General features: G+C 38.8%; 21 protein-coding genes, 1 other RNA gene and 1 other annotated feature. Of the genes, 19 read left to right on the top strand and 3 right to left on the bottom strand.

The window, feature by feature from the left end:
- The first annotated feature begins 123 nt into the window (after nt 1-123).
- From ACIQ7N_RS04945 to ACIQ7N_RS04910, 8 genes are all read left to right on the top strand, one after another.
- Entirely contained in the window at nt 124-1,488 is a 1,365-nt protein-coding gene (locus tag ACIQ7N_RS04945) for a chorismate-binding protein (RefSeq protein ID WP_402930562.1), read from the top strand.
- Nucleotides 1,488-2,519 (top strand): anthranilate phosphoribosyltransferase, encoded by a 1,032-nt coding sequence (gene trpD, locus ACIQ7N_RS04940; protein ID WP_402930561.1) that lies wholly within the window; start codon nt 1,488-1,490, stop codon nt 2,517-2,519. Before ACIQ7N_RS04945 ends, trpD begins: the two co-directional genes overlap by 1 nt.
- Complete coding sequence (gene trpC, locus ACIQ7N_RS04935; RefSeq protein WP_402930559.1) at nt 2,516-3,307, top strand: indole-3-glycerol phosphate synthase TrpC; 792 nt, start codon at nt 2,516-2,518, stop codon at nt 3,305-3,307. The genes trpD and trpC overlap by 4 nt, the downstream gene beginning before the upstream one ends.
- The gene (locus tag ACIQ7N_RS04930) at nt 3,304-3,939 is read left to right on the top strand and encodes a phosphoribosylanthranilate isomerase (protein WP_402930558.1); all 636 of its coding nucleotides are present in this window, start codon (nt 3,304-3,306) and stop codon (nt 3,937-3,939) included. The genes trpC and ACIQ7N_RS04930 overlap by 4 nt, the downstream gene beginning before the upstream one ends.
- On the top strand, nt 3,920-5,128 hold the full coding sequence (gene trpB, locus ACIQ7N_RS04925) for a tryptophan synthase subunit beta (RefSeq protein WP_402930556.1): 1,209 nt from the start codon (nt 3,920-3,922) through the stop codon (nt 5,126-5,128). The genes ACIQ7N_RS04930 and trpB overlap by 20 nt, the downstream gene beginning before the upstream one ends.
- A complete protein-coding gene (trpA, locus tag ACIQ7N_RS04920) occupies nt 5,125-5,916 on the top strand; it encodes a tryptophan synthase subunit alpha (protein WP_402930555.1) in 792 nt (263 codons plus the stop codon). Before trpB ends, trpA begins: the two co-directional genes overlap by 4 nt.
- A gap of 169 nt (nt 5,917-6,085) precedes the next feature.
- Nucleotides 6,086-8,404 carry a single-stranded-DNA-specific exonuclease RecJ gene (recJ, locus tag ACIQ7N_RS04915; protein ID WP_402930554.1) on the top strand — a complete coding sequence of 773 codons (2,319 nt, stop codon included), beginning with the start codon at nt 6,086-6,088 and terminating at the stop codon, nt 8,402-8,404.
- 33 nt (nt 8,405-8,437) lie between these two features.
- A complete protein-coding gene (locus ACIQ7N_RS04910) occupies nt 8,438-8,950 on the top strand; it encodes an adenine phosphoribosyltransferase (protein WP_132356963.1) in 513 nt (170 codons plus the stop codon).
- A gap of 339 nt (nt 8,951-9,289) precedes the next feature.
- Here ACIQ7N_RS04910 and ACIQ7N_RS04905 read toward each other — a convergent pair whose 3' ends face one another.
- A complete protein-coding gene (locus ACIQ7N_RS04905) occupies nt 9,290-9,736 on the bottom strand; it encodes a MarR family winged helix-turn-helix transcriptional regulator (protein ID WP_402930553.1) in 447 nt (148 codons plus the stop codon).
- Nucleotides 9,737-9,972: 236 nt separating this feature from the next.
- On the opposite strand from ACIQ7N_RS04905, the gene ACIQ7N_RS04900 reads away from it, so the two are divergent.
- The gene (locus ACIQ7N_RS04900; protein ID WP_402930551.1) at nt 9,973-11,229 is read left to right on the top strand and encodes an MFS transporter; all 1,257 of its coding nucleotides are present in this window, start codon (nt 9,973-9,975) and stop codon (nt 11,227-11,229) included.
- Nucleotides 11,230-11,292: 63 nt separating this feature from the next.
- Here ACIQ7N_RS04900 and ACIQ7N_RS04895 read toward each other — a convergent pair whose 3' ends face one another.
- A complete protein-coding gene (locus ACIQ7N_RS04895; RefSeq protein WP_402930550.1) occupies nt 11,293-11,556 on the bottom strand; it encodes a hypothetical protein in 264 nt (87 codons plus the stop codon).
- A 174-nt stretch (nt 11,557-11,730) separates the two neighbouring features.
- Between ACIQ7N_RS04895 and ACIQ7N_RS04890 the strand changes: the two genes are divergently transcribed.
- The 5 genes from ACIQ7N_RS04890 (at nt 11,731) to ACIQ7N_RS04870 (ending at nt 16,952) form a co-directional block, all read left to right on the top strand.
- Nucleotides 11,731-12,822, top strand: a complete 1,092-nt coding sequence (locus ACIQ7N_RS04890) for a carbohydrate kinase (protein ID WP_402930549.1) — start codon at nt 11,731-11,733, stop codon at nt 12,820-12,822.
- Between the two features lie 4 nt (nt 12,823-12,826).
- Complete coding sequence (locus ACIQ7N_RS04885) at nt 12,827-13,744, top strand: pseudouridine-5'-phosphate glycosidase (RefSeq protein ID WP_402930548.1); 918 nt, start codon at nt 12,827-12,829, stop codon at nt 13,742-13,744.
- A gap of 208 nt (nt 13,745-13,952) precedes the next feature.
- On the top strand, nt 13,953-16,148 hold the full coding sequence (locus ACIQ7N_RS04880) for a RelA/SpoT family protein (protein WP_132356956.1): 2,196 nt from the start codon (nt 13,953-13,955) through the stop codon (nt 16,146-16,148).
- Between the two features lie 74 nt (nt 16,149-16,222).
- The gene (dtd, locus tag ACIQ7N_RS04875) at nt 16,223-16,663 is read left to right on the top strand and encodes a D-aminoacyl-tRNA deacylase (protein WP_402930547.1); all 441 of its coding nucleotides are present in this window, start codon (nt 16,223-16,225) and stop codon (nt 16,661-16,663) included.
- Between the two features lie 73 nt (nt 16,664-16,736).
- On the top strand, nt 16,737-16,952 hold the full coding sequence (locus ACIQ7N_RS04870; protein WP_402930546.1) for a DUF2642 domain-containing protein: 216 nt from the start codon (nt 16,737-16,739) through the stop codon (nt 16,950-16,952).
- 252 nt (nt 16,953-17,204) lie between these two features.
- Here the strand turns inward: ACIQ7N_RS04870 and ACIQ7N_RS04865 are convergent, their stop codons facing one another.
- Entirely contained in the window at nt 17,205-18,791 is a 1,587-nt protein-coding gene (locus ACIQ7N_RS04865; protein WP_402930545.1) for an N-acetylmuramoyl-L-alanine amidase family protein, read from the bottom strand.
- A 162-nt stretch (nt 18,792-18,953) separates the two neighbouring features.
- Nucleotides 18,954-19,195: a binding site (T-box leader), on the top strand.
- Nucleotides 19,196-19,291: 96 nt separating this feature from the next.
- On the opposite strand from ACIQ7N_RS04865, the gene hisS reads away from it, so the two are divergent.
- The 5 genes from hisS to ACIQ7N_RS04840 all read left to right on the top strand — a co-directional run bounded on the left by hisS (nt 19,292) and on the right by ACIQ7N_RS04840 (nt 25,085).
- Nucleotides 19,292-20,557, top strand: a complete 1,266-nt coding sequence (gene hisS, locus ACIQ7N_RS04860; protein ID WP_402930544.1) for a histidine--tRNA ligase — start codon at nt 19,292-19,294, stop codon at nt 20,555-20,557.
- A 259-nt stretch (nt 20,558-20,816) separates the two neighbouring features.
- Nucleotides 20,817-22,586 (top strand): aspartate--tRNA ligase, encoded by a 1,770-nt coding sequence (gene aspS / locus ACIQ7N_RS04855; protein WP_132356951.1) that lies wholly within the window; start codon nt 20,817-20,819, stop codon nt 22,584-22,586.
- 138 nt (nt 22,587-22,724) lie between these two features.
- A non-coding RNA gene (ssrS, locus tag ACIQ7N_RS04850) (6S RNA) lies at nt 22,725-22,924 on the top strand.
- Between the two features lie 249 nt (nt 22,925-23,173).
- Entirely contained in the window at nt 23,174-24,331 is a 1,158-nt protein-coding gene (nagA, locus tag ACIQ7N_RS04845; protein ID WP_402930543.1) for an N-acetylglucosamine-6-phosphate deacetylase, read from the top strand.
- 31 nt (nt 24,332-24,362) lie between these two features.
- Entirely contained in the window at nt 24,363-25,085 is a 723-nt protein-coding gene (locus tag ACIQ7N_RS04840; RefSeq protein WP_132356949.1) for a GntR family transcriptional regulator, read from the top strand.
- Nucleotides 25,086-25,089: the final 4 nt, after the last annotated feature.

Here is a 25,089-nt window from a genome sequence, read left to right as displayed (position 1 = left end):
CCCATCCGGAACGGAAATCAACCCACACAATGATGCTGATCCTTTTTATTCAAAAAACGATTCAGCTGCTAAACAGTTGTAAGTCCAAGGGCAGTGATTTTAAAGAAAAGGAGCTTGGTAATTATGCAATCGACGAGTTCAAGAATAAAAATGAAAACAATTAATGCCGATTCTTTAACGCCGATTTTAATTTTTAGACGCCTAAAAGGAAATCTAAAATTTTTACTTGAAAGTTCAGCGCAGCATGAAGGAGCAGGTCGTTTTTCTTTTATTGGTGCTAATCCAAGAAAAACGTATAAAGGCTTTGGAGATGAAATTCAGGAATATTCACATAAGACCGGAAACACCTATACACATAAGGGCGACATGTTTGTATTATTGAAAAGATTAATGCCACGTATTTCCAATACGATACAATTCCCATTCTCAGGCGGAGCGGTTGGCTATGTTGGTCGTGATGCCATAACAACATTATCGACTGATCAGGATAAAGTGCAACTACCAGATGTGCATTTCCATGTGTATGAGACGATCATTGTGTTTGATCATGTAACAGATGAAGTTACTTTAATTTATACGAATATTGATGCAGAAAAAAAAGAACCCAATTTAGAAGAGTTGGCAGAGCAGCTTTTAAAAGGTAGAGAGGATGAGGATAAAAGTTGTAGTTATGAAACTTTTGAATCGTCTACGAATGAACAATTTACAACAACTCTAACATCTATCAAAGCTACATTAGATGAAAATATGACAAGGGCCATCCTATCAAAGTGTTTGTTAGCAAATTTACAAGGAGATGCTTTCGCTTTATATCGTCAATTGCGTAAAAAACAACCTGCCCCGTATATGTATTATGTAGAGTTTGAGGATCATGTTGTTTTAGGAACATCTCCTGAAAGCTTAATTCGTGTAAAAGGTGAGCGTGTGATGGCAACACCAACAGAGGGGACATTTCCTAGAAGTTCCACAAAAGGTGAAGATTTAGAACTTGAACGAAAGCTCTATGAAAACACAAATATTAGGAAGTCACATGCTGTACTTGTTTCAGCCGTGCAACATGAATTACAGTCTGTGTGCTTCCGAGATTCCATTCAAATCATAGAGGCGATGAGAATTGAGCGTTCAAAGCATGCATTACACATGACATCGAGAGTTGAAGGACAAATATTACCGATGCTTCATGCACTTGATGTATTAGCTGCGACATTACCATCCTTTGCATCAACAGTTATTCCGAAGGATCAGGCAAAGGACTATTTAGAAAAATCTAGTCGAACTTTAAGAGGAGCACTTGGATTTATTGGTTTTAACGGTCATCTTGATTTTGCTTTAACAGGGAAATCCATTGTTATTGAAAATGAAACGATGCATATGCAAACAACTGTAACGGTGACCAAATACACAAATGTCGATGAAAGTTTAACACAAATAGAAGAGGACGAGCAGGAATTTTTGCAGCTACTTGAAAAAGAAGGAGGCTCACATTAATGGAAGATATTCGTCAAAAAGTACAACGACGAGAGCATTTAATGTATGAGGAAATGCTACAGGCAGCAACATGGATATTCCAAAATGACACACCGAAGGAAGAAATCGCAAGCTTTTTAACGGCATTATCTGTCAAAGGTGAAACAGCACATGAAGTAGCGGCATTAGCTACCATTATGCGTTCGTTTGCACTAGACGTACCAGCAAAGGCAGGTGTCTATATGGATAATTGCGGCACTGGTGGTGATGGTCTTAATACATTTAATATAAGTACGGCTTGCGCCTTTGTGTTAGCAGGGGCAGGTGTCAAAATGGCGAAGCACGGTAATCGTAAAATTTCTTCGGCATCAGGAAGCGCTGATGTTTTGGAAGCACTCGGTATTCATACGAATATTTCCATTGAGCAAACTGTTGAGCTATTAGAGAAAGAAGGAATTGCCTTTTTATATGCTCCAAATGTCCATCCAAAATTAAAGCGAATTGGTGAGGTCCGTCGCGCACTAGGCAAGCCAACTATATTTAATCTTGTCGGCCCACTTACGAATCCAGTGCCTTTATCGACGCAATTTACCGGCATTAACCGTCCGAATTTTGTCATGGAGTATGCTTCCGTATTACAAATGCTCGGGCGTAAACGTGCAATGGTCGTTTCTGGGCCACTAGGTTTAGACGAGGCGTCATTAGCTGGCCAAAATACTTTTGTCTTAGTAGATAAAGGAGACTTGATTCCTTTTTCTTTAACTCCAGAGGATGCGGGTCTTAGCTATGCACCAATAGAGGCCATTCGTGGAGGCAATGCGGATGAAAATGCCGCAATTATGCGTCAATTATTAGCTGGTGAACAAAGTGCTTACTTTGACACAGTTTTATTGAATGCTGGTATTGGGTTGTTCAGCTATGGAATTGCTGAAACCGTTAAAGAAGGTGTAGAAATGGCGAAGGATAGTATTTTCAGCGGGCGTGCCCTTCAAAAATTAGAGGCAGTCGTTGCTTATAGTGAGCATATTAACAGAGTGGAGGTCCAACAATGAATATCTTAAATAAAATTCTTGAACAAAAAAAGATAGAAGTTAGTGCTTTACTTGAACAGCCCGATCCGTTAGCTAATTTTACAGAAAAGCTACGACCGTCTTTATTTGAACGATTGAGAAAGGCTGAGACATTACAGGTTATTTCTGAAATGAAGCGCGCCTCCCCCTCAAAGGGGCTAATCGCACAAGGGGCAGATCCAGTGGCGCAGGCAAAAACTTATGTAGAAGCTGGAGCGGCGGCCATTTCTGTTTTAACAGATAAAAAGTTTTTTAAAGGCTCCTTTGATGATTTAGCCGCAGTTGCAAATGCTGTTCAAACGCCACTTCTTTGTAAGGACTTTATGATTGAGCGTGTTCAAATTCGATTTGCAAAGGCAGCAGGTGCATCTATTATTTTACTAATTGTAGCCGCGTTAACAGATGAGGCATTACGCGATTTATATAGCTATGCAATAAGCTTAAATCTAGAGGTATTAGTGGAGGTGCATGATTTAGAGGAACTTGAACGTGCTATTGCAATTGGTGCCAAGCTGATTGGCGTCAATAATCGAGACTTACGTACGTTTGAAGTGAACTTAGAGCGAACACGTGAAATTGCTAAAGTTTTTCCGTTCGGGGAAGAGAAAGTTTTAATAAGTGAAAGTGGGATTTGGACGCAAGAAGACGCTAAAGCGGTGGCGGCTATGGGAGCTAGTGGCGTTCTTGTAGGTGAGTCATTAATGCGCAGTGGTAATCCAGGTATTACGCTAAAAAGTTTACAGGTCAATAAGGTAGGTGCATCTGTATGACGAAGGTGAAAATTTGTGGACTGAAGGAACAACAGCATGTGCAGGCGGCAATAGAGGTAGGAGCGAATGCCATTGGTTTTGTCTTTGCGCCAAGTAAACGACGAGTGACGGTTGAACAGGCACAGCAACTAGCAAAACATGTACCGGAGGGCGTTTTGAAAATCGGCGTTTTTGTCAATCCAAGCGTAGAGGAATTACGCACAGCGGTAGAAAGTGTACCTTTAGATTATGTGCAGTACCACGGAGAAGAATCTCCAGAGTTTATTCGTCAGCAAGGTTATCCGGCCATTAAAGCTTTGTCTATAAGAAGTGTTAAAGATGTTCAGGCTGCTGCTAAATATGATGCAGACTATTACTTATTTGATGCACCAGGGACAGATTTTAAAGGTGGTAGTGGTCACACGTTTGATTGGACCCTTTTAGAGACGGTAGGGATTCCGCGAGAAAAGCTAATTTTAGCAGGTGGTTTGCAAGCTGAAAATATAGAAGAAGCCGTATCACTTGTGTCGCCATTTATGGTAGATGTATCGAGTGGTGTAGAGACAGACGGTGTAAAAGACATAGCCAAAATAAATGCATTTTTACAGGCAGTGAGAAAGGGTGAGCATAATAGTGAATTCAATTACAAATAGTGTACCGACAAAGGAAGGGCGTTATGGAAAATTTGGTGGACAATTTGTTCCCGAAACATTAATGACCGCTTTGTTGGCATTAGAGACGGCCTATGATGAGGCAATGAATGATCAAACTTTTACTGAGGAATTGGCCTATTATTTACAACAATACGTTGGTCGTGAGACGCCATTGTATTACGCAGAAAATTTAACAAAAGAGCTAGGCGGCGCGAAGGTTTATTTAAAGCGTGAAGATTTAAATCATACTGGAGCCCATAAGATTAATAATGCGATTGGTCAAGCGCTTCTTGCTAAACGAATGGGTAAAAGGAAAATAGTGGCAGAAACAGGTGCGGGACAGCATGGAGTGGCTACGGCAACTGCATGCGCATTATTGAATCTTGAATGTGTTGTATTTATGGGTGCCGAGGATATAAAACGCCAACAGTTGAATGTGTTTCGCATGGAGTTACTCGGTACAAAAGTAGAGTCTGTAGAAACAGGATCAAAAACATTAAAGGATGCTGTCAATGCTGCGTTGCGCTACTGGGTGACAAATGTTGATGATACTCATTATATTTTAGGATCAGCTTTAGGACCGCATCCATTCCCGAAAATCGTGAGGGATTTCCAGCGTGTAATTGGTGTTGAAACTAGGGAGCAGATTTTAGCTAAGGAAGGATGTTTACCAGATGCAGTTGTTGCTTGTATAGGTGGTGGTAGTAATGCAATCGGTATGTTCCATCCTTTTGTCGACGATGAAACTGTTGCGCTATACGGGGTAGAGGCTGCAGGTAGTGGTATTGAGACAGGAAAGCATGCAGCAGCAATTGCCGGTGGACAGCTAGGCGTTTTACACGGTGCATACATGTATTTATTACAAGATGAAAATGGCTTCGTGCAAGAAGCACATTCTATTTCAGCTGGTTTAGATTATCCAGGGAAGGGTCCAGAGCATTGTTATTTACATGATATTGGGCGCGTTAAATTTGATGCGATTACAGACAATGAAGCACTTGATGGTTTGCAGTTACTGTGTAGAACAGAAGGTATACTACCTGCACTAGAAAGCTCTCATGCCATTGCCTATACAGCAAAACTTGCGAAGACAATGTCTACAGATGACATAATAGTTGTGTGCTTATCCGGCCGAGGAGATAAGGATGTTCATACTGTCCGTAAAGTATTAGGAGGAGATATGTTATGACAACATTACAGCAGGCAATTGAAGAAGCGAAAATCGCTGGGAATAAAGCATTTATACCATATATTATGGCCGGGGATGGAGGGCTAGAAACTTTGAAGCCTACGATTTTGAAGCTACAGCAAATGGCTGTAACGGCCATTGAAGTTGGTATACCGTTCACGGATCCTGTAGCGGATGGACCTACGATAGAGCAAGCAGGTGAGCGGGCTTTAGCAGAAGGTGTGACATTACGTAAAGTGCTAGAAGTATTAGCTTCATTTAAAAAAGAAATTCAAGTTCCGTTAGTTGTTATGACTTATTTTAATCCTGTTTTAGCTTTTGGGTTAGAGGCTTTTGCGAAGGCTTGTGTAGCTGGGGGCGTTAAAGGATTAATCGTTCCAGATGTACCGCTTGAAGAAAGTGCCGTTTTATGTGATACATTAAATCCTCATGGTATCGACATCGTTCAACTTGTCTCGTTAACAAGTCCTCCAGAGCGAATTGCACGTATCGCGGCTGCCAGTCAAGGCTTTGTCTATGCTGTGACAGTCAATGGAATCACAGGGGCTCGTACAACCTTTGCGAATGATTTACATGATCATTTTGCTCGCTTACGTGAAGCCAGTCAAATACCAGTACTAGCTGGCTTTGGAATATCAACGCCCGAGCAAGTGGTAAATATGGGGGCGCTTAGTGATGGTGTAATCGTTGGCAGTGCGATCGTGACAGCATTGCATGAAGGTAATTTGGAGAAAATTGAGGCGTTAGTGTCTGCTTCAAAAGATGTGATTCATAAGTCTACTCTTTAATGGAGTAGGCTTTTTTCTGTTGAGACTGATTTCCAAGGCTTTGACGGTTCTATTTGTCGCTCTGATTGCTTTCATCGGGTAAAAATCTGATGGTTAAAACTATCAATCTGACAGATAGTGCGGATAGGCTAGATTTTCGGTATAATAGCTTTCGTGAGGAAGTGAAAAGATGATTCTATCAAAAAAGAGATGGCGAGTAGAGCGCCCAGACGCTAAACTTGTCCAAACATTACAAAATGACCTACAACTTTCTGCAATTGCAGCAAAAATTTTAGCAGCGCGTGGCTGTGAAACAACTGCTGATGCAGAGAGTTTATTAAATATGACAGAAACAAGTATCCATGATCCGTTTTTAATGCAAGGTATGGCAGAAGCTGTAGCACGTATTGAGCAAGCGCTTGATAATGGAGAAAAAATCCTAGTTTATGGAGATTATGATTGCGATGGTGTCTCAAGCACGACAGTCATGCTGAATGTGTTGCTTGATCTCGGTGCCGATGTATCGTTTAAAATACCAAATCGATTTATTCACGGTTATGGACCGAATGAAGCGCTATTTCGTGAAGCACATGAAGAGGGCGCTCAGCTAATTATAACCGTTGATAATGGTATTTCAGGTATTGAACCGATTCGTGTCGCGAAGGAACTAGGTATGGATGTTATCGTTACAGATCACCATGAACCAGGCGATGAATTACCACCTGCCGATATTATTTTACATCCTCGTATACCAGAAGGACATTATCCATTTGGCGAGCTTGCAGGCGTGGGGGTAGCTTTTAAGTTAGCGCATGCTCTATATGGAGAACTACCAACGCATTTAATGGAATATGTAGCTGTTGGAACAGTAGCGGATTTAGTACCATTAGTTGATGAAAATCGCTACCTAGTAAAACGCGGAATAGAAGAACTGCGCCGATCACTCAGCCCTTGGGTACAAGCAATGTGTGAAGTAGCCAGTGCAGAGCAAGCAAAAATTAACGAAGAAACAATCGGTTTTTACTTTGGACCGCGCTTAAATGCAGTTGGTCGACTAGGAGAAGCGGCGCCAGGTGTCGAGCTATTAATGGCTGAGGATAACGCTAAAGCAATAGAATTAGCGAAGCAGCTTAATACGTGTAATAGTGAACGCAAAGATATTGTAAAGAGCATTACAGATGAGGCGATTGCTCTCATTGAATCAGATAAAAAAATCGGGGATTCACTCGTGTTAGTTATTGCTGGAGAAGGCTGGAATGCTGGGGTAGTAGGGATCGTCGCGTCTCGACTTGTCGAGCTCTATTATCGTCCTACGATTGTACTGTCACTAGACTATGAAAAAGGAACAGCTAAAGGCTCAGCTCGTAGTATTGAGGGCTTCCATTTATATAATGAATTAGCGAAGAATCGTGATATATTACCTCATTTTGGTGGGCACCCTATGGCAGCAGGGATGACATTATCCATTGAGCATGTGGATGAGTTAAGATCACGCTTAAATGACCAAGCAAGAGCGTGTTTATCAGAGGAACAATTGACACCCGTACTTAATATTGACATACCGTTAAAAATGGATGAAATTTCAGCGGATGCTATTGAAGAAATTTCAACGCTTGGTCCATATGGTACTGATTTTCCGAAGCCTGTTTATGTGCTCGAGGATGTGGAGATATCCTCCATGCGGAAAATTGGAGCAGCAGAAAATCATATAAAAATGGAATTGACGGATGGCTATGAAAAATTGGATAGTGTCGGATTCAATAAAGGACATTTACATGACGAATTAACCTATGGAATTAAAGTATCATTTACAGGGGATTTACAAATTAACGAATGGCAAGGGCGTAAAAAAGCACAATTTATGATTGAGGATGTCCAAACGACTGAATGGCAATTATTTGATATTCGTGGTATTCGCCAAACATCCCGCTGGTTAAATACGGTTCCAAAAGAGGAGGCAACATTTATCGCCTTCCGTTCAGAAACAGTTACTTACTACCAGTCGTTAATTGGTGTACCAATCCTAACAGTGGATCCTACGCTTTCAAATGTAGAACAAAGCAATTATATCGTCCTACTGGATTTGCCACAAAATGTTCAAATGTTAGAAAGTGTCTTACGAAAAACTGCTCCTTCCCGTTTATATGCACATTTTTATATGCCTGATTCTCAGTACTTCAATGGATTGCCTACACGTGAGCAATTCTCCTGGTATTATAAGTTTTTAAAAAATCGCCCTGCCTTTCCATTAAATATGCATTTGGCGGAATTGGCTAAACATACAGGTTGGCCGTTAGACGCATTAAAATTTATGACACAGGTGTTTTTTGAACTTGATTTTGTTAAAATGGAGAGTGGACTGACGACTGTCAACGTGAATGCACCAAAACAGGCACTTACAGAGGCACCGTCTTACAAACAGCGTTCAGAACAGATTGAAATGGAGCAAAAGCTAGTATATGCCCCTTATATAGAATTAAAACAATGGTTTGATGAACGATTACATTAATATACGATTAAGTTTCGTAGGAGGAACAATAACATGGATTTAAAGCAATACGTAACAACGGTTGAAAACTGGCCGAAAGAGGGCATTAGCTTCAAAGATATTACAACAATTATGGATAATGGTGCTGCATACAAATATGCAACAGACCAAATCGTAAGTTACGCAAAAGAATTAGGTGCTGAAATTGTGGTAGGTCCTGAGGCTCGTGGCTTCATTATCGGATGTCCAGTTGCTTATGCGCTTGAAATTGGTTTTGCGCCTGTTCGTAAGCCAGGAAAATTACCACGTGAAGTGATAAGTGCTGACTACGGTCTTGAGTACGGTAAAGATACGCTAACAATGCACAAAGATGCGATTAAACCAGGGCAAAAAGTATTAATCTGTGATGATTTACTTGCGACTGGCGGTACAGTTGAAGCGACAGTGCGTTTAGTTGAACAATTAGGCGGTCAAGTTGTTGGCTGTGCCTTCCTAATCGAGTTAAAAGAGCTGAATGGTCGTGCAAAACTTGGCGACTTAAACATAAAAACACTTATTGAATATTAAAAAATGATTTGGACGATTGGAGTAAGACTGACGTCCCACAGAGAAAGCGCTTAGCCGGAACGGAAATCAATCTCTCGTTTTATAGAAGAGTCATACAATAATATGAAAAGCGTCACATTTTTGTGGCGTTTTTTTATTTTATATTAATCGATATAGTGAACATTAAAAATTTTTAAATTCAAAAATAAGGGAGAGTTAGCTTTGTCATATTAGGTAATTGATGCTTTTACAGCAACAAAATTTGGTGGTAATCCAGCAGTTGTAGTGATCCATGAAATTATGAAAAATCCATTTTGAACAATCATTTTTCAAAATGGATTCTTTTGTTTAGGTTCGTTTTTATTCTTCATCATTAGATTGAATTATTTTTTGGATAGTTTTCAATGTTTCATAAAAATCATTGTATTTTTCTAAGCCGATATCATTGATAATTCTTTCTTGGATATCTTGCCAAATAGGAGCAGCCTCGTTTAATTTTTCAACCCCTTTATCAGTTAGTGTAATGACCTTTGCTCGAGCATCTTGCGGATCTCTTGTTAATTCTACATAGCCATTTCGCTTTAACAAATTAATATTACGTGTAATGGTTGTTTGATCGAGCAGTAAAATTTCACCTAGTCGACTAATGGAAACTGATTGTTGAAGATCGATATTTGCTAGCATTGAGTATTGTGTAACTTTTAAGCCAGTGGGCTGTAGTAAATTATCATAAAATTGTGTTACGAGTCGCGTTTTTTTTCGAAGGTTTGCACATACACATATTTGTGTGTAATCTTTATTCTTCATTGGTCCGTACTCCTTTTCGAGTTGGTTCACTATTATAGTAGCCCTATTGATTTATTTTGTTAAGTTGGAAAATGTTTCTTGACAGTAATAAAAGTGATTACTAAGATTATATATGTATATACATGATTTTAGGAAGTCATTTACCCTAGTAATACATGCATATACATATAATTGAGCTGTAATCTTTTTCATTAAAGAGCATATTAAAAAATCTTATAAGAATTGAAGGTGTCAAGATGAGGCGTATTCATTATAGCTGGTTTATTTTAGTCGTAACCTTTTTCTCCATTATTGTTGCAGGGATTACAATGTCGTCATCAGGAGTTTTTATAGACTCCTTTGAAAAAGAATTTAATTGGGATCGATCTATAATTGCTTTAGCTTTTGCAGTGAGTCTATTTTTATATGGTTTTTCGGGTCCGTTTATGGCGGCGTTACTAGAAATAACGGGTTTAAAGAAAATGATGCTAGGTGCAATGGCTACATTATTTATTGGCATGATGCTTACGCTTTTCATGACTCAATCATGGCAGTTAATCGTTTTATGGGGCGGTATTATTGGTTTAGGAGCAAGTCTTTTTTTAACGGTGTTAAGTCCTTATGTAGCTAATCATTGGTTTGTGAAAAGTAGAGGATTGGCAGTAGGGATTTTAACGGCGAGTACTGCAACAGGGCAGTTAATTCTCTTACCATTATTGGCGATTATTATTGAATATCATTCCTGGCGATGGGCGATTGGTTTAATGCTTATTCTAAGTATTGTTATGTTCATCACCATTTCAATATTTATGAAAAATAAACCACAGGATATAGGGATTCTTCCTTATGGACTGGAAGAAGATCTAGAAATGCAACAAGAGAATCATAAGAAAAATCCGATTAGTATTGCTTTTAATGGTTTATTTGAGGCAATAAGGAAGAAAGAATTTTGGCTATTAGCGGGAAGTTTTTTTATTTGTGGACTGTCAACTAGTGGGTTAGTTGGTACTCATTTTGTTTCTTACTGTATTAGCTTTGGTGTCCCTTTAGTAACCGCTGCATCCTTTCTTTCCTTTATGGGAGTGTTTAACCTTGTAGGTACTACTTTATCCGGGTGGCTGTCTGATCGTTTTGATAATCGATGGTTATTGTTTTGGTATTACCTTTTAAGAGGAATGTCTCTGCTTTTACTCCCGTATGCATTAATGCAAGGGTCGCTAACTTTACTGACAATCTTTACAATATTTTATGGATTAGATTGGATTGCTACAGTACCTCCAACGATTAGCATTTCTAGACAAATTTTTGGTACGAATAAAAGTGGCATTATTTATGGGTGGATTTTCGCATCACATCAAGCAGGAGCTGCAGTTGCTGCCTATGGTGGAGGCCTCATTTATAAGTTTTTCAATTCATATACTTGGGCCTTTTTCCTTGCTGGAATGTTCTGTGCATTGGCAAGTTTATTTGTCATCATCGTGAAAAAACAAACGCCCCATCATGCCAATATTTGAACTAGCTACTGGCTTTGCTTAGGGCGATACACTTGACTATCGTCGGTTCTCAAATTTTGTCAGCTAATATTGATATGCGCCGCAAACAGAAGAAAGAACGCTGCTAAAGTATAAAGATGCGCCGCAAACGAAAGGAAGACCGCTGCTAAAGTATAAAGTTGCGCCGCAAACGAAAGGAAGACCGCCGCAAAAGCAAAAAGTCGCGCCGCAAACGTTAGCCGCCGCTAAAGTATAAAGCTGCACCACTAACCGAGCAAAGAACGCAAGAAAACCCGAATTTCCGCAGCTATCGATTTCACGTATAGAAAACATTTGTTGCTGTTGCATAGTGACAGCTTCGTTTTCGCACCACCTGACACCTTAATTTCATTGAAGCAATAGCTATCACAACATGAAGTTGAAGCCAATATCATATTGGTTTCAACTTTTTTCATTAAAAATTTTTTGACACCGTCCAAACAAAAGTTTATAATGTAAACAAATATAACAAAAGGTGATGCTATGAATGAAAGAGAACAGGCGGTCCTTGCATTAATTCGCCAGAATCCGTTTATGTCTCAACAAGAGATGGCCGATAAGATGAATCTGTCTCGACCAGTCCTTGCTAATTTAGTATCGAGCTTGACGAAACAGGGGAAAATTGTAGGCCGTGCGTATATTTTACCTGAGGAAAATGAAATCATTTGTATCGGTGGAGCCAATCTTGACCGAAAATTTCATGTGAAGGGGAATGTCCAGTTCGGTACATCTAATCCTGCAAGCTCTTCATTTAGTGTAGGGGGTGTTGGACGAAACATTGCTGAAAACTTAGGCAGATTAAATCATCAAGTAACATTGCTGACTACTGCCGGCAAAGATGCTGATTGGCAAGTGATCCAAGAAGCTTCGGAGCCATTTATGAATTTACGTTATGTGGAGCAGTTACCAGACGCTTCGACTGGTTCCTATACCGCGATTATGGATGAGCAGGGCGAGCTAGCATTAGCGGTAGCGAATATGGAAGTATATGATCTTTTATTGCCAAGTTTGCTAAAAAAACATGAGGCAATGCTCATGAACGCAGGCTGCTTTATTATGGACTTGAACTGTCCAAAGGAAACAGTGGCTTACATACAGCAGGTTGCAATTGCCCGTGACATTCCGTTTGTCATCGTACCGGTATCTTCGCCAAAAATGAATCGATTACCTGATACGTTGCAAGGTGTAACATGGTTTATTTGTAACACAGATGAAGCAGAGACGATTGTTGGTCAGAAAATCGAAAACTCTGTGCATTATGAAAAGGCTTTACAGCAACTTCTTACATTAGGTGCTGACCACGTAATTATTACAGCGGGTAGCAAGGGTGTGTATGCAGCTTCCGTTACAACGAAGCCAAGCAATTACGTGGCGAAAGCTATAGAAAAAATTGAAGATGTAACAGGTGCCGGGGACGCCTTTGTAAGTGCTGTAATCCACAGCTGGCTTACTGGGCAATCCTTTGCAACATGTATTGACGCAGGCTTAACGAATGCCAAAAATACGCTTGCATCCCCATATACAGTAAGACCTGAGCTATCAGTTGATTTGTTAAACAGTGAAATGGAGGAATAACAACATGAAAGAATTCATCGTATTATCAGAAGAAGTAAAAGCAGGACAAGCAAAAGGCTTACCAATTGTAGCATTAGAATCAACAATTATTTCTCACGGAATGCCATATCCACAAAATGTTCAAACAGCACGTGAAGTAGAACAAATTGTTCGTGATAATGGTGCAGTACCAGCAACAATTGCTTTAATCGATGGTAAAATTAAAATTGGTTTATCAGATGAAGAACTTGAAATGTTCGGTAATGCTCAAGGCGTAGCAAAAGCATCTCGTCGTGACTTAGGCTATCTGTTAGCAACAAAAAAATTAGGAGCGACGACTGTAGCAGCAACAATGATTTGTGCGGAGCTAGCTGGTATTGAAATTTTTGTAACTGGCGGTATCGGCGGGGTACACCGTGGTGCTGAAACAACAATGGATATTTCAGCAGATTTAGAAGAATTAGCACAAACAAATGTTGCCGTAATTTGTGCGGGTGCTAAGTCTATTTTAGATATTGGTTTAACTTTAGAATATCTTGAAACAAAAGGTGTACCAGTTGTTGGATATGGTACAGATGAGCTACCAGCATTCTATACACGTCAAAGTGGTTTTGCTGTAAACTTCAAGATTGATACACCAGAGGAAGTGGCAGAAATGCTACGTGCAAAATGGCAATTAGGCTTAAAAGGCGGAGCTGTCATTGCTAACCCAATTCCAGAGTCTGACGCGCTTGAGCATTCATTTATTACAGGAATTATTGAAAAAGCTTTAGTAGAAGCAGAAGAAAACGGTATTCAAGGTAAAAACGTGACACCGTTCTTACTTGGAAAAGTGAAAGAATTAACAGAAGGTAAAAGCCTTGATGCCAATATTGCATTAGTAAAAAATAATGCGGTAGTTGGGTCAAAAATTGCTGTAGCGTATAATAAATTAAGTAAATAACCTATGGATATAGAAAGAGACCCTTTGCGGAATATTGCATTCGCAAAGGGTCTTTTTATTCATTTCCTAGAATATATTTCCCATTTCTCACATTGTTCACGAGAATAACTAAACAAAATGACACAGTTACTTTACAATAGCCCATAATATTTTATACAATTAAGTTTATATCTAATCTGAAAAATTTGACGAGCAAGGTGGACATGTTATGGCGAAAGAGCAAATTTTGACTCCCGAGGACGTTTTTGAGTTAGTCAAATCCTACATGAATGAGGAAAATGTCGCATTCGTAAAAAAAGCATATGAATTAGCAAGGGATGCCCATATTGAGCAATTCCGAAGCTCAGGTGAACCGTATATTATTCATCCTGTGCAAGTAGCTGGTATTTTAGCTGAATTGCAAATGGATCCTGCAACAGTTGCGGCTGGTTTTTTGCATGATGTTGTCGAGGATACGGATTTTACGCGTGACGATTTGGTTCGTGAATTCGGCGAAGAGGTTGCGGTGCTTGTAGATGGTGTAACAAAGCTAGGAAAAATTAAATATTTATCTAAAGAAGCGCAACAAGCAGAAAATCATCGAAAAATGTTTGTAGCGATGGCGCAGGATATTCGTGTCATTTTGATTAAACTGGCAGACCGCCTACACAATATGCGCACGTTAAAGCATTTACCTGCCGAAAAACAACGCCGTATTTCAAAAGAAACGCTTGAAATTTTTGCACCACTTGCGCATCGTCTTGGGATTTCGACTGTTAAATGGGAGCTTGAGGATACGGCACTTCGTTATTTAAATCCACAGCAATATTATCGCATTGTCAGTCTTATGAAGAAAAAACGTGATGAGCGTGAGGCATATTTAGATAATGTAATGGGTGAGATGAAGTCACAGCTTACAGATGTTGAAATTGAAGCAGATATTTATGGTCGCCCAAAACATATTTACAGTATTTATCGTAAGATGGTGTTACAAAAGAAACAATTCAACGAGATTTATGATTTATTAGCCATTCGTGTACTTGTCGATAGTATTAAAGATTGCTATGCCGTACTTGGAATTGTGCATACATTATGGAAGCCAATGCCAGGACGTTTTAAAGATTATATTGCGATGCCAAAACAAAATCTATATCAATCCCTGCATACAACAGTAATTGGTCCTTATGGTGACCCGCTAGAAGTTCAAATTCGTACGAAGGAAATGCATAAAATTGCCGAGTACGGGATTGCAGCGCATTGGGCTTATAAGGAAGGTAAAAAAGTTGATAATGAAAAACAAAATGTCGACCAAAAATTAACGTGGTTCCGAGAAATTTTAGAATTCCAAAATGAATCTTCTAATGCTGAAGAGTTTATGGAATCTTTAAAATTTGATTTATTTTCTGATATGGTCTATGTTTTCACGCCTGAAGGAGATGTTATTGAATTACCAGCAGGCTCTGTACCTATCGACTTCGCATACCGTGTGCATTCAGAAGTTGGAAATCGTACAATTGGCGCGAAAATTAATGGTAAAATGGTACCGCTCGATACACCGTTGAAAACGGGCGATATTATTGAAATTTTAACGTCTAAGCAATCATTTGGTCCGAGTCGTGATTGGCTGAAAATAGCTCAATCTTCTCAGGCGAAAAATAAAATAAAGCAATTTTTCAAACGTCATCTTCGTGAGGAAAATATCATCAAAGGTAAAGAGATGATAGAAAAGGAAATCCGTGCTCAAGGTTTTGATGTAAAAGAAACAATGTCAGCGGACAATTTGAAGCGAGTATGTGAAAAATTTAACTACACAAATGAAGAAGATTTATATGCTGCTGTCGGCGTGAATGGAATTACAGCTCAGCAAGTTGCTAATCGTCTAGCGGAAAAGCGCCGCAAAGAGCGTGAACAGGAAGAAGCACTTGAGAAAATTGAGCAAAAAATGAAAAACCCTATTCCGCAAAAACGTACAGAATCGGGTGTTATCGTAAAAGATATCGACAATATGCTAATTCGACTTTCGCGTTGCTGTACGCCAGTTCCTGGAGATGAAATTGTAGGCTTCATTACGAAAGGAAGAGGTGTTTCAGTGCACCGTGCTGACTGTCCAAATATTCAAGTTGATGATGAGCAGGAGCGCTTAATAGAAGTTGAATGGGAACATGGGCTTACTCCAGAGAAAAAAGAATACCCTGTCGATATTGAAGTTTCAGCTTTCGATAGACCAGGGATTTTAAATGAAATCATGCAAATTGTTAGCGAAACAAAAACGAATATTTTAGCAGTGAGTGGTCGTGCAGATCGTGATAAAATGGCAACAATTCATTTAACGATTTCAATTTCAAATATTTCGCATTTGCATAAAGTAGTGGAACGTATTAAGCAAACACCTGATATATATTCAGTACAACGTGTTATTAACTAATTCGTTGGTTAGGCAGAAGCAACTTTGTTATGTACTTTTTGTTGCATACAATAGGAGAATTGAGGTTTTAAAAAATGAAAGTAGTTTTACAACGTAGTAAAGCAGCCTCTGTTACGGTTGACGGAAAAGTAACGGGAGCTATTGATAGCGGTTATGTTCTTCTTGTTGGCATTACACACGGGGACACGCAAGAGGATGTTGAATATTTAGCGAAAAAAGTAGCAAATCTCCGCCTTTGGGAAGATGCTGATGGAAAAATGAATCATTCTATTTTAGAGCATGGAGGAGCTATTCTATCCGTCTCACAATTTACATTGTATGGAGATGCGAAAAAGGGGAATCGCCCAAGTTTTACGAGTGCAGCAAGACCAGAAGTTGCAGAACCGTTATGGGAGGCTTTTAATAATGCCTTATGTGAACACGGTTTACGTGTGGAAAAAGGAATTTTTGGTGCAATGATGGATGTTGCACTGACAAATGATGGCCCTATCACCATACTTCTTGAATCTAAATAAATGGTACATTTCCTATGATTCCTTCATACATTAAATAGTATGGTTAGTTTTGTAGGAAGGAAGTGTATTAAGAATGACGCAGGTAGGAAGCATATCAAATCCATATTTATATGAAACTCTTAATATGATGATTGGTCAGGTAATTGTAGTGCAAACGAAGAAAAATATTCAGCAAGGAAAATTAATCTCTGTATTACCTGACGATATTGTTTTAGAGGTTAACCGTACGCCATTATTTATTAGTATGAAGGAAATGGTATGGGTTACGCTAGCAACAATGAAAAAATAAGCGCATAAAGGACCTCTATACTCTTAGACTATGAGTTGGAGGCCTTTTTTCGTTTTAGCAAGTGTAAGTACTTGATAGTGAGTACTGAAGATAAACATAACTTAGAATTGATTAGTTCCATTAACGAATACTTCTATCAAGGAAGAGTCATATACTCTTAATGAACTAGTAAAAAATAAATAGCTGCAAAGGAAGTACTAATCTACTGTCCTTTGCAGCGTATTTATCTCATGCAAAAAGTATAATGGATTTTTATTGCTCTTCGTTAAAGTAATTTAAAATACCTTGGTAGATACCGAGAGTAGCTTGTTCACGAAATTTAGCACTTGTAATAACACGTTCCTCACTACCATTACTTAAGTAGCCTAGCTCAATGAGAGCAGCTTGTTGACGATTTTCTCGTAAAACTAAATAATTTCCTTGTTGGGTTCCACGATTCTTTAAATCGATTTTATTGGAAAGTCCTTTATTTATTGCCTCTGCAAGACCTTGTTGATTACTATTCATATAATATGAGGTGAAGCCATTAATGGAGCTATCGTCTGTTGCATCATAATGAATACTTATAAAAGCATCTGCCTCGTACTGGTGTGCAATTGATACACGTTTACGAAGTGCAACATATTCATCAGATTCTCTTGTCATGACAACATTTGCCCCAGCAGCACTCAACTTTGAAGCAAGAAGAGATGCCGTTTTCAATGTAACTTCCTTCTCATCTGTGCCTCGTTGTCCGGTTGTGCCATGATCATTTCCTCCATGTCCAGCATCTACGACAATCGTTAGCCCATTTAAAGTGCCTTTCTTGCGTGGTTTAGATTTATCTTTTTTACTAGCAGTAGAGGCTTTGCTCGACGAAGTAGTAGTAACGACCCAGTTTGCCACAAATGCAGTTTTGTCATCTACTTGTATTTCATAAAAATCATTTTTAGCGCCTACAATAGGGTAGGTTTCACCAGCATCTACTCGTGCAACAACATCAGCAGTTGTTGTTGAATCTGTTCGTAGGTTTGTCCCATTATAAATGATTGTGACAGATTCAAGCTCTGAGGAAGAAGAAGCAGATTTTGATGTCGGTTTTTCTTTATTTGAAAAAGTACCATAAAAGCTATAAACCCAACCTGCTTTATTATCGTTATATTGAATTTTTACCCAGTTATGTTCTTGAGCCAGCACTTTAAAGGTTTGTCCATTTGAAGCTGTTCCTATTTTTTTAGCATTTAAGTCGTGATTTTGGCGCACATTAAGTGCATCCACTAAAACTGTAAATGTTGTATCTTTGTTGATTTTTTTTGCAGATACCTCAACTTTAGGTTCATTAGCCTCAGCCGTAACCTTTTTTTCAGGTAGGTCATTGATTGTAACATAGTCAGTAGATACCCACCCAACTAGTCCGTTCCAATCTATTTTTGCCCATTCGCCATTTTTTTCAATGAGTTTAGCTTGGCTGCCTATAGATAATTGTCCAAGAACTGCTGAAGATATGTCAGGCTCAGTACGAATATTTAGACGATCGACTTGTGAAATCAACGTTTTATCAACTGTTTGTTTATCGTTTATGGAAGCTGTTAGCCAAGATGCTACCCAGCCTTCGTAATTGCCTGCTTTTACTTGAATCCAGTCACCCTCACGACTAATAGAAGTTAGCGAATCACCCTCATCTAATGTCGTAATGATTGGATAAGACAGTCCAGGTCCCTCACGTAAATGAAGAATCGTTCCAGTTACTTTTAAATCACTGGTGTCTGCTAGTGCTCTTTGAATATTATTCATACTTGGAATCGCGATCATTAACACTAGTACGAAGATGATACTAATATTTAAAAGTTTTGTCCTCATCAGATTCCTCCTATCTTGTGCTATTTTACCATGCTTTAGTAATAGAATTCGTGGGAAAAAGGTAATGGAATTTGTTATTTTATCGAATGTATTGTAAAAAAAATAAAAACAGTTGACATTGCCTTTTGTTGTGACTAACATAAAGGGTAATCAAAAAATGATTAACCGCTTATGACCAAGCAAGTAGCAGATACCTCTATTGGAGAAGAGAGGGAAAGACCTAGGCTGAAATCTTTCCTACAAAAATGTATATTGTGAATAACACTTGAGAGGCTTTTTTCTGAAAAGTAATGCTTAGTAGGAAAAAACGGAATCGGCCGTTATCCGATTAGGAGGAGGACGCATGAATTTGATGCGTCAACTAGGGTGGAACCGCGGAAGCTTGTACAGCTCTCGTCCCTTGCAAAACGCAAGGAGGCGAGGGCTTTTTTTGTGGACAAAAAACGAGAAGTCCAGAAGACAGCTTGCTCATAAGCAATTTATAAAGGAGGTTTTTTTCTATGAGTTTTAAAGTGCCACGAGGGACACAAGATATTTTACCTGGTCAATCAGAAAAATGGCAAAAGATAGAAGCGGTTATCCGTGATATCTGTCGTGTCTATCGCTACAATGAAATTCGTACACCAATTTTTGAGCAAACAGATTTATTTGCACGTGGTGTCGGCGAAACAACAGATGTTGTTCAAAAAGAAATGTATACTTTTGAAGATCGCGGTGGCCGTTCGTTAACATTACGTCCGGAGAATACAGCTGGTGTAGTTCGTGCTTATGTTGAGCATAAAATGTTTGGTGCACCTGATCAACCAGTAAAGCTTTCATATTTAGGACCAATGTTCCGTTATGAACGTCAACAAGCAGGGCGCTACCGTCAATTTGTTCAATTTGGAGTAGAAGCAATTGGTTCAGCTGACCCAGCGATTGATGCAGAAGTTATTGCACTAGCAATGGATGTCTATGAATCAGCAGGTTTAAAGGATTTAAAATTAGTCATTAATTCACTTGGTGACAAAGAAACACGTGATACACACCGTACAGCACTGTTACAACACTTCGAACCACATATTCATGAGTTTTGTTCAGACTGCCAAAATCGTTTACAAAAAAATCCACTGCGTATTTTAGACTGTAAGGTAGACCGTGAGCACCCATTAATGCAATCGGCACCTGCATTAACTGATTTCCTAACAGAGGAGTCAGCAGCTTATTTCGCTCAAGTTAAAACATATTTAGATACATTGGGAATTTCGTATGAGGTCGATCCAAATCTTGTAAGAGGTCTTGATTATTACAATCATACGACTTTTGAAATTATGTCAACGGCTTCTGGCTTTGGAGCAATTACTACACTATGTGGTGGGGGTCGCTATAATGGCCTTGTGCAAGAAATTGGTGGACCGGAAGTACCAGGTATCGGTTTCGCATTAAGTATTGAGCGTTTGTTACTTGCGCTTGAAGCTGAAGGTGTTGAATTAGATACAGCATCAGGACTCGATGTCTATATGATCGCTATGGGCGAAGAAGCGAAGCTAAAAACTGTAGAATTAACAAGTACCTTCCGTGCTAAGGGCATTTCCACAGAAATGGATTATTTAGATCGCAAAATGAAAGCTCAAATGAAATCAGCAGACCGTTTAGGTGCAAAATATACGATTGTTTTAGGGGAAACGGAGCTTGAAGAGCAAGTAGCTACTGTTAAACATATGGAATCAGGTGAACAACAAAAAGTAGCGTTCTCAGAGTTAGTGAACTACCTATTAAAACAATAAGCGAAACTGTTAAAACGTAAATCGTTTTATAAATCAATACAGGATTATCTGTTCATCATTTGGACAGATAATTCATCTAATGAACCCGCTCATTTTCCTTGGCATCCATTCACTACCTAGTAGGAACTGTATGCTACATAAGTAAAACAAACGGTTCATCACTTGAAAATGGGGAATGACATTTTATGAAAACGTATGTCATGTGGATAAATCAACCCTAAGTAATGATGAGCCAAATAAATTTTGGAGGAATTAAATAATGGCAACAAGAACACATGCTAGTAATGAACTTTCAGAAGCATTAAAAGGCGAAAAAGTCGTACTAAAAGGTTGGGTACAACGTCGTCGCGACCTAGGTGGTTTAATTTTCATTGATTTACGCGATCGTACTGGAATCACTCAAGTAGTATTTAGTCCTGATGTTGCAGAAGCGCATGCTCTAGCCGATAAAGTGCGTAGTGAGTACGTAATTGAAGTAGAAGGGACAGTTATTCTTCGCGCAGAAGATCAAATTAACCCAAATGTACCAAACGGCAAAATTGAAGTAGAAGCAACAAAATTAGTCGTTATTAATACAGCAAAAACAACACCTTTCCAAATCGAAGATCGCACAGATGTATCCGAAGATTTACGTTTGAAATATCGTTATCTTGACCTGCGTCGTCCTGTGATGTTTGACACTTTCAAAATGCGTTCAGATGTGACTCGTACAATTCGTAACTTCTTACAAAACGAAGGCTTCTTAGAAGTAGAGACACCAATTTTAACAAAATCATCTCCAGAAGGAGCTCGTGACTATTTAGTACCATCACGTGTTCATGAAGGTGAATTTTATGCACTACCACAATCACCACAGCTATTTAAGCAATTATTAATGGTGTCTGGTTTCGAAAAATACTTCCAAATCGCACGTTGTTTCCGTGATGAAGACTTACGTGCTGACCGTCAACCAGAGTTTACACAAGTTGATATTGAAACAAGCTTTTTAACACAAGAAGAAATTATTGAAATGAACGAACGCTTAATCCAAGCAGTTATGAAAGAAGTAAAAGGTATTGATATCCCTGCTCCATTCCAACGTATGAAATATCAAGAAGCTATGGATCGTTATGGCTCAGATAAACCTGACGTACGTTTCGGCTTAGAGCTAGTCGCTTTAAATGATATTTTTGATGGCTGTAATTTCAAAGTGTTTGCTGATACAGTAGCACAGGGCAAGCAAGTAAAGAGTATCAACATTAAAGGTGCGGCAGACAAATACTCTCGTAAAGACATGGACGAGCTAACAAAATTCGTTGGTATTTACGGAGCAAAAGGTCTGGCTTGGTTAAAAGTAACGGAAGAAGGCTTAAACGGACCGATTGCAAAATTCTTTGACGAAGCTTTAGCAACTGCATTAATCGAACGAATGAAAGCTGAAGTGGGCGATATTTTAGTATTCGTTGCTGATAAAGCATCTGTTGTAGCAGCATCTTTAGGTGCACTTCGTACGAAATTAGGTCAAGATTTAGGCTTAATCGACGAATCAGAATTTGCATTCCTATGGATTACAGATTGGCCATTATTAGAGTACTCTGAAGAAGACGGTCGCTATTATGCAGCGCACCATCCATTCACACGTCCATTTGATGAAGATATTCCATTAATGGAAACTGATCCTGCAGCTGTCCGCGCGCAAGCATACGATATCGTATTAAACGGCTATGAGCTTGGTGGAGGCTCGCTACGTATTTATGAACGTGAATTACAAGAAAAAATGTTTAATTTACTTGGTTTCACAGAAGAAGAAGCAAGAGCTCAATTTGGCTACTTATTAGAAGCATTTGAATATGGTGTACCGCCACATGGAGGTTTAGCATTTGGTCTTGACCGCTTCGTAATGCTACTTGCTGGCCGCACGAACTTACGTGACACAATTGCATTCCCGAAAACAGCAAGTGCAAGCTGCTTATTAACAAATGCACCAAGTGAAGTTTCTTCAGAACAATTAAATGAGCTAAATTTAGCAATAAAAACATTTAAAAGATAATGAATACTCCTAAATACCTGGATTCTCTAGCAAAATTTGTTGAGAATCTAGGTATTTTTTGCGTTTTCGCATGGCTGGAGATTTTTTTGAGAAAATAGATTGAATTATCAGATAAAGAGTGCTATTATTACTGTAATACGAATCCTGATGTGTTTGTTTAATTGCTAGCTCTACTTAATAGTTTTGACCGAACACTTTAGAAACGGGAGCCTTCATTTTGTAGTCGCAAACAAGCCCCACGCGGAGCGGGACGTTTAAAGCTGCAAAGCGGGCACCCCCCTGCGAATTGCGGGTTCAAGACGAATGTTTCTTGGCATAACGGCACAATCGGGATTCGTCATACATAGTAAATAACCACAAAGAGGAGCAAAAATTAGCTCCTTTTTTAGTGCGAAAAAATGGTTATTCAAAAAGAGAACGGAAAATAACTCCAAGTTATGGCGATAAATCTAAAAAATTTAGAAAATATAAAAAATACTTTTTATTTTTGTAAAAGTGTCATATAATTGGTATAGACAACTATACCAAGTTAAATAATAGCTTGGAAACTTCAGCAAGCTCCTCAAAAAAGATTAGGGGGTGATTATTTGAAGCATACACTTTTAATTTCCAATGTTACGATAGTCAATCATGATGAAGCACCGTTTAAGGGCGATTTATTTATTGATAATGGTAAAATTATTAAAATAAGTAATAACTTATCTGACCAGGCTGAGCATTATATTGATGGCAAAGATAAAAATTGGATACTACTACCTGGCTATATTGATATGCACATACATGGCTCAGCTGGGCATGATGTGATGGACGCTACACAAATAGCATTACATCAAATGGCACGTTCTTTAGTACAAGAAGGCGTTACAGGCTTCCTTGCTACTACAATGACACAATCTATAGAAGCGATTGAAAGCGCTTTATCCAACGTTGCTCAATTTGAAAATAATGATGATGAGGCAAGCTTATTAGGTATACATGTAGAGGGGCCATATGTATCGAAAAAACGGGCAGGAGCTCAGCCAATAGAATACATTATATTACCGTCTGCTGAGCAATTTACATTCTGGCAGAAAATAAGTAAGCAACGTATTAAACAAGTTACAATTGCGCCTGAGGTAGAGGGAGGCTTTACGTTTATTGAATCGTTAAAAGATTTAAATGTTATTGCTTCCATTGGCCATTCTGACGCATCAATTGAGGAAGTGGATAAAGCAGTAGCATTGGGAGTAAGGCAGGCCACACATTTATATAACCAAATGCGCCCTTTCCATCATCGCCAACCGGGTGTCGTTGGTGCAGTGCTATTAGAAGATCAGGTGAAGACTGAAATTATAGCTGATTTCGTGCATAGCCATCCTCAGGCTGTAAAGCTAGCGTATCGTATGAAAGGAGCGAATGGTATCATTTTAATTACAGATGCGATGCGGGCAAAAGGCTTACATTATGGTGATTATGATTTAGGTGGTCAAACCGTTCATGTTTCTAAGGATGGGGCTCATTTATCTAATGGGGCTTTAGCGGGCAGTGTGCTAACGATGGAGCAGGCAGTTAAAAATATGAAAGCAGTTACCGATTGCTCATTGCAGGAAATTGTCGCAATGTCCTCTACGAATGCTGCTAAGCAATTACAGCTTGCAACTAAAGGTCATATTGCAGAAGGATATGATGCAGATTTTGTATTACTTGATGAACATTTAAATGTACAAAAAACTATTTGTCGGGGTAAAGTTGTATTTGAGAAATGAAAGTAAAGAGGCGATAAGGATGGTGCAACACTTGTTAGATAAAAATTCTCATATACCTATCTATATACAAATAGAGGAAATCATTAAACAACGTATTTATTTAGAAGAATACAAAATCGGTGAAAATATACCTTCTGAGCGAGAGCTTTCTATGCAGTTTGATGTTAGTAGAATGACTGTTCGTCAATCAATCACAAATTTAGTGAATAGCGGGTTGCTGTATCGTGAAAAAGGGAGAGGTACATATGTCGCTAATCCAAAATTAGAACAACCACTAAAAGGATTAACAAGTTTCACAGAGGATATGCGGGCTAGAGGGATGGAACCAAGCAGTAAAGTTTTACGCTTTGAAAAAATCGTACCACCAATTGATATTGCTAGAGATTTAATGTTAGAGCCGGGCGAAGAGGTGTTCTTCGTTGTACGAATCCGTAGTGCAGATTCCAAGCCAATGGCAATCGAAAGAACGTATATTCCTGTGAAAGTATATCCAGAATTAGATGAAAAGAAAATAATGGGGTCATTGTATGCGTTAATCGAAGCAAAATTCCATCAAAAAATTGGAAATGCTATTCAGCAAATGGAGGCAGCTATTGTTCCAAAAGAGGATAGTAAATTTTTGCAAATTAATCATACTGCACCTGTGTTAATTATTAAACGTACAAGTTATTTATCTGATGGAGTTCCGTTCGAGCTTGTGCGAAGTACTTATCGAGCTGATCGATACAAATTCATTAGTGAAATTAAAAGGTGATCCA

Source organism: Lysinibacillus sp. NPDC095746, from assembly GCF_044763535.1.
Lineage (GTDB): Bacteria > Bacillota > Bacilli > Bacillales_A > Planococcaceae > Lysinibacillus.
This window is presented reverse-complemented; position numbering and strand designations above follow the sequence as displayed.

Bases quoted from the DNA above. Each gene is read 5' to 3' on its own strand.
- ACIQ7N_RS04945 (WP_402930562.1), top strand. From the start codon at position 124: ATGCAATCGACGAGTTCAAGAATAAAAATGAAAACAATTAATGCCGAT.
- ACIQ7N_RS04905 (WP_402930553.1), bottom strand. From the start codon at position 9,736: ATGAAGAATAAAGATTACACACAAATATGTGTATGTGCAAACCTTCGA.
- ACIQ7N_RS04910 (WP_132356963.1), top strand. From the start codon at position 8,438: ATGGATTTAAAGCAATACGTAACAACGGTTGAAAACTGGCCGAAAGAG.
- trpD (WP_402930561.1), top strand. From the start codon at position 1,488: ATGGAAGATATTCGTCAAAAAGTACAACGACGAGAGCATTTAATGTAT.
- ACIQ7N_RS04870 (WP_402930546.1), top strand. From the start codon at position 16,737: ATGACGCAGGTAGGAAGCATATCAAATCCATATTTATATGAAACTCTT.
- dtd (WP_402930547.1), top strand. From the start codon at position 16,223: ATGAAAGTAGTTTTACAACGTAGTAAAGCAGCCTCTGTTACGGTTGAC.
- ACIQ7N_RS04900 (WP_402930551.1), top strand. From the start codon at position 9,973: ATGAGGCGTATTCATTATAGCTGGTTTATTTTAGTCGTAACCTTTTTC.
- ACIQ7N_RS04895 (WP_402930550.1), bottom strand. From the start codon at position 11,556: ATGCAACAGCAACAAATGTTTTCTATACGTGAAATCGATAGCTGCGGA.
- ACIQ7N_RS04880 (WP_132356956.1), top strand. From the start codon at position 13,953: ATGGCGAAAGAGCAAATTTTGACTCCCGAGGACGTTTTTGAGTTAGTC.
- trpA (WP_402930555.1), top strand. From the start codon at position 5,125: ATGACAACATTACAGCAGGCAATTGAAGAAGCGAAAATCGCTGGGAAT.
- aspS (WP_132356951.1), top strand. From the start codon at position 20,817: ATGGCAACAAGAACACATGCTAGTAATGAACTTTCAGAAGCATTAAAA.
- ACIQ7N_RS04865 (WP_402930545.1), bottom strand. From the start codon at position 18,791: ATGAGGACAAAACTTTTAAATATTAGTATCATCTTCGTACTAGTGTTA.
- hisS (WP_402930544.1), top strand. From the start codon at position 19,292: ATGAGTTTTAAAGTGCCACGAGGGACACAAGATATTTTACCTGGTCAA.
- ACIQ7N_RS04890 (WP_402930549.1), top strand. From the start codon at position 11,731: ATGAATGAAAGAGAACAGGCGGTCCTTGCATTAATTCGCCAGAATCCG.
- trpC (WP_402930559.1), top strand. From the start codon at position 2,516: ATGAATATCTTAAATAAAATTCTTGAACAAAAAAAGATAGAAGTTAGT.
- ACIQ7N_RS04930 (WP_402930558.1), top strand. From the start codon at position 3,304: ATGACGAAGGTGAAAATTTGTGGACTGAAGGAACAACAGCATGTGCAG.
- recJ (WP_402930554.1), top strand. From the start codon at position 6,086: ATGATTCTATCAAAAAAGAGATGGCGAGTAGAGCGCCCAGACGCTAAA.
- ACIQ7N_RS04885 (WP_402930548.1), top strand. From the start codon at position 12,827: ATGAAAGAATTCATCGTATTATCAGAAGAAGTAAAAGCAGGACAAGCA.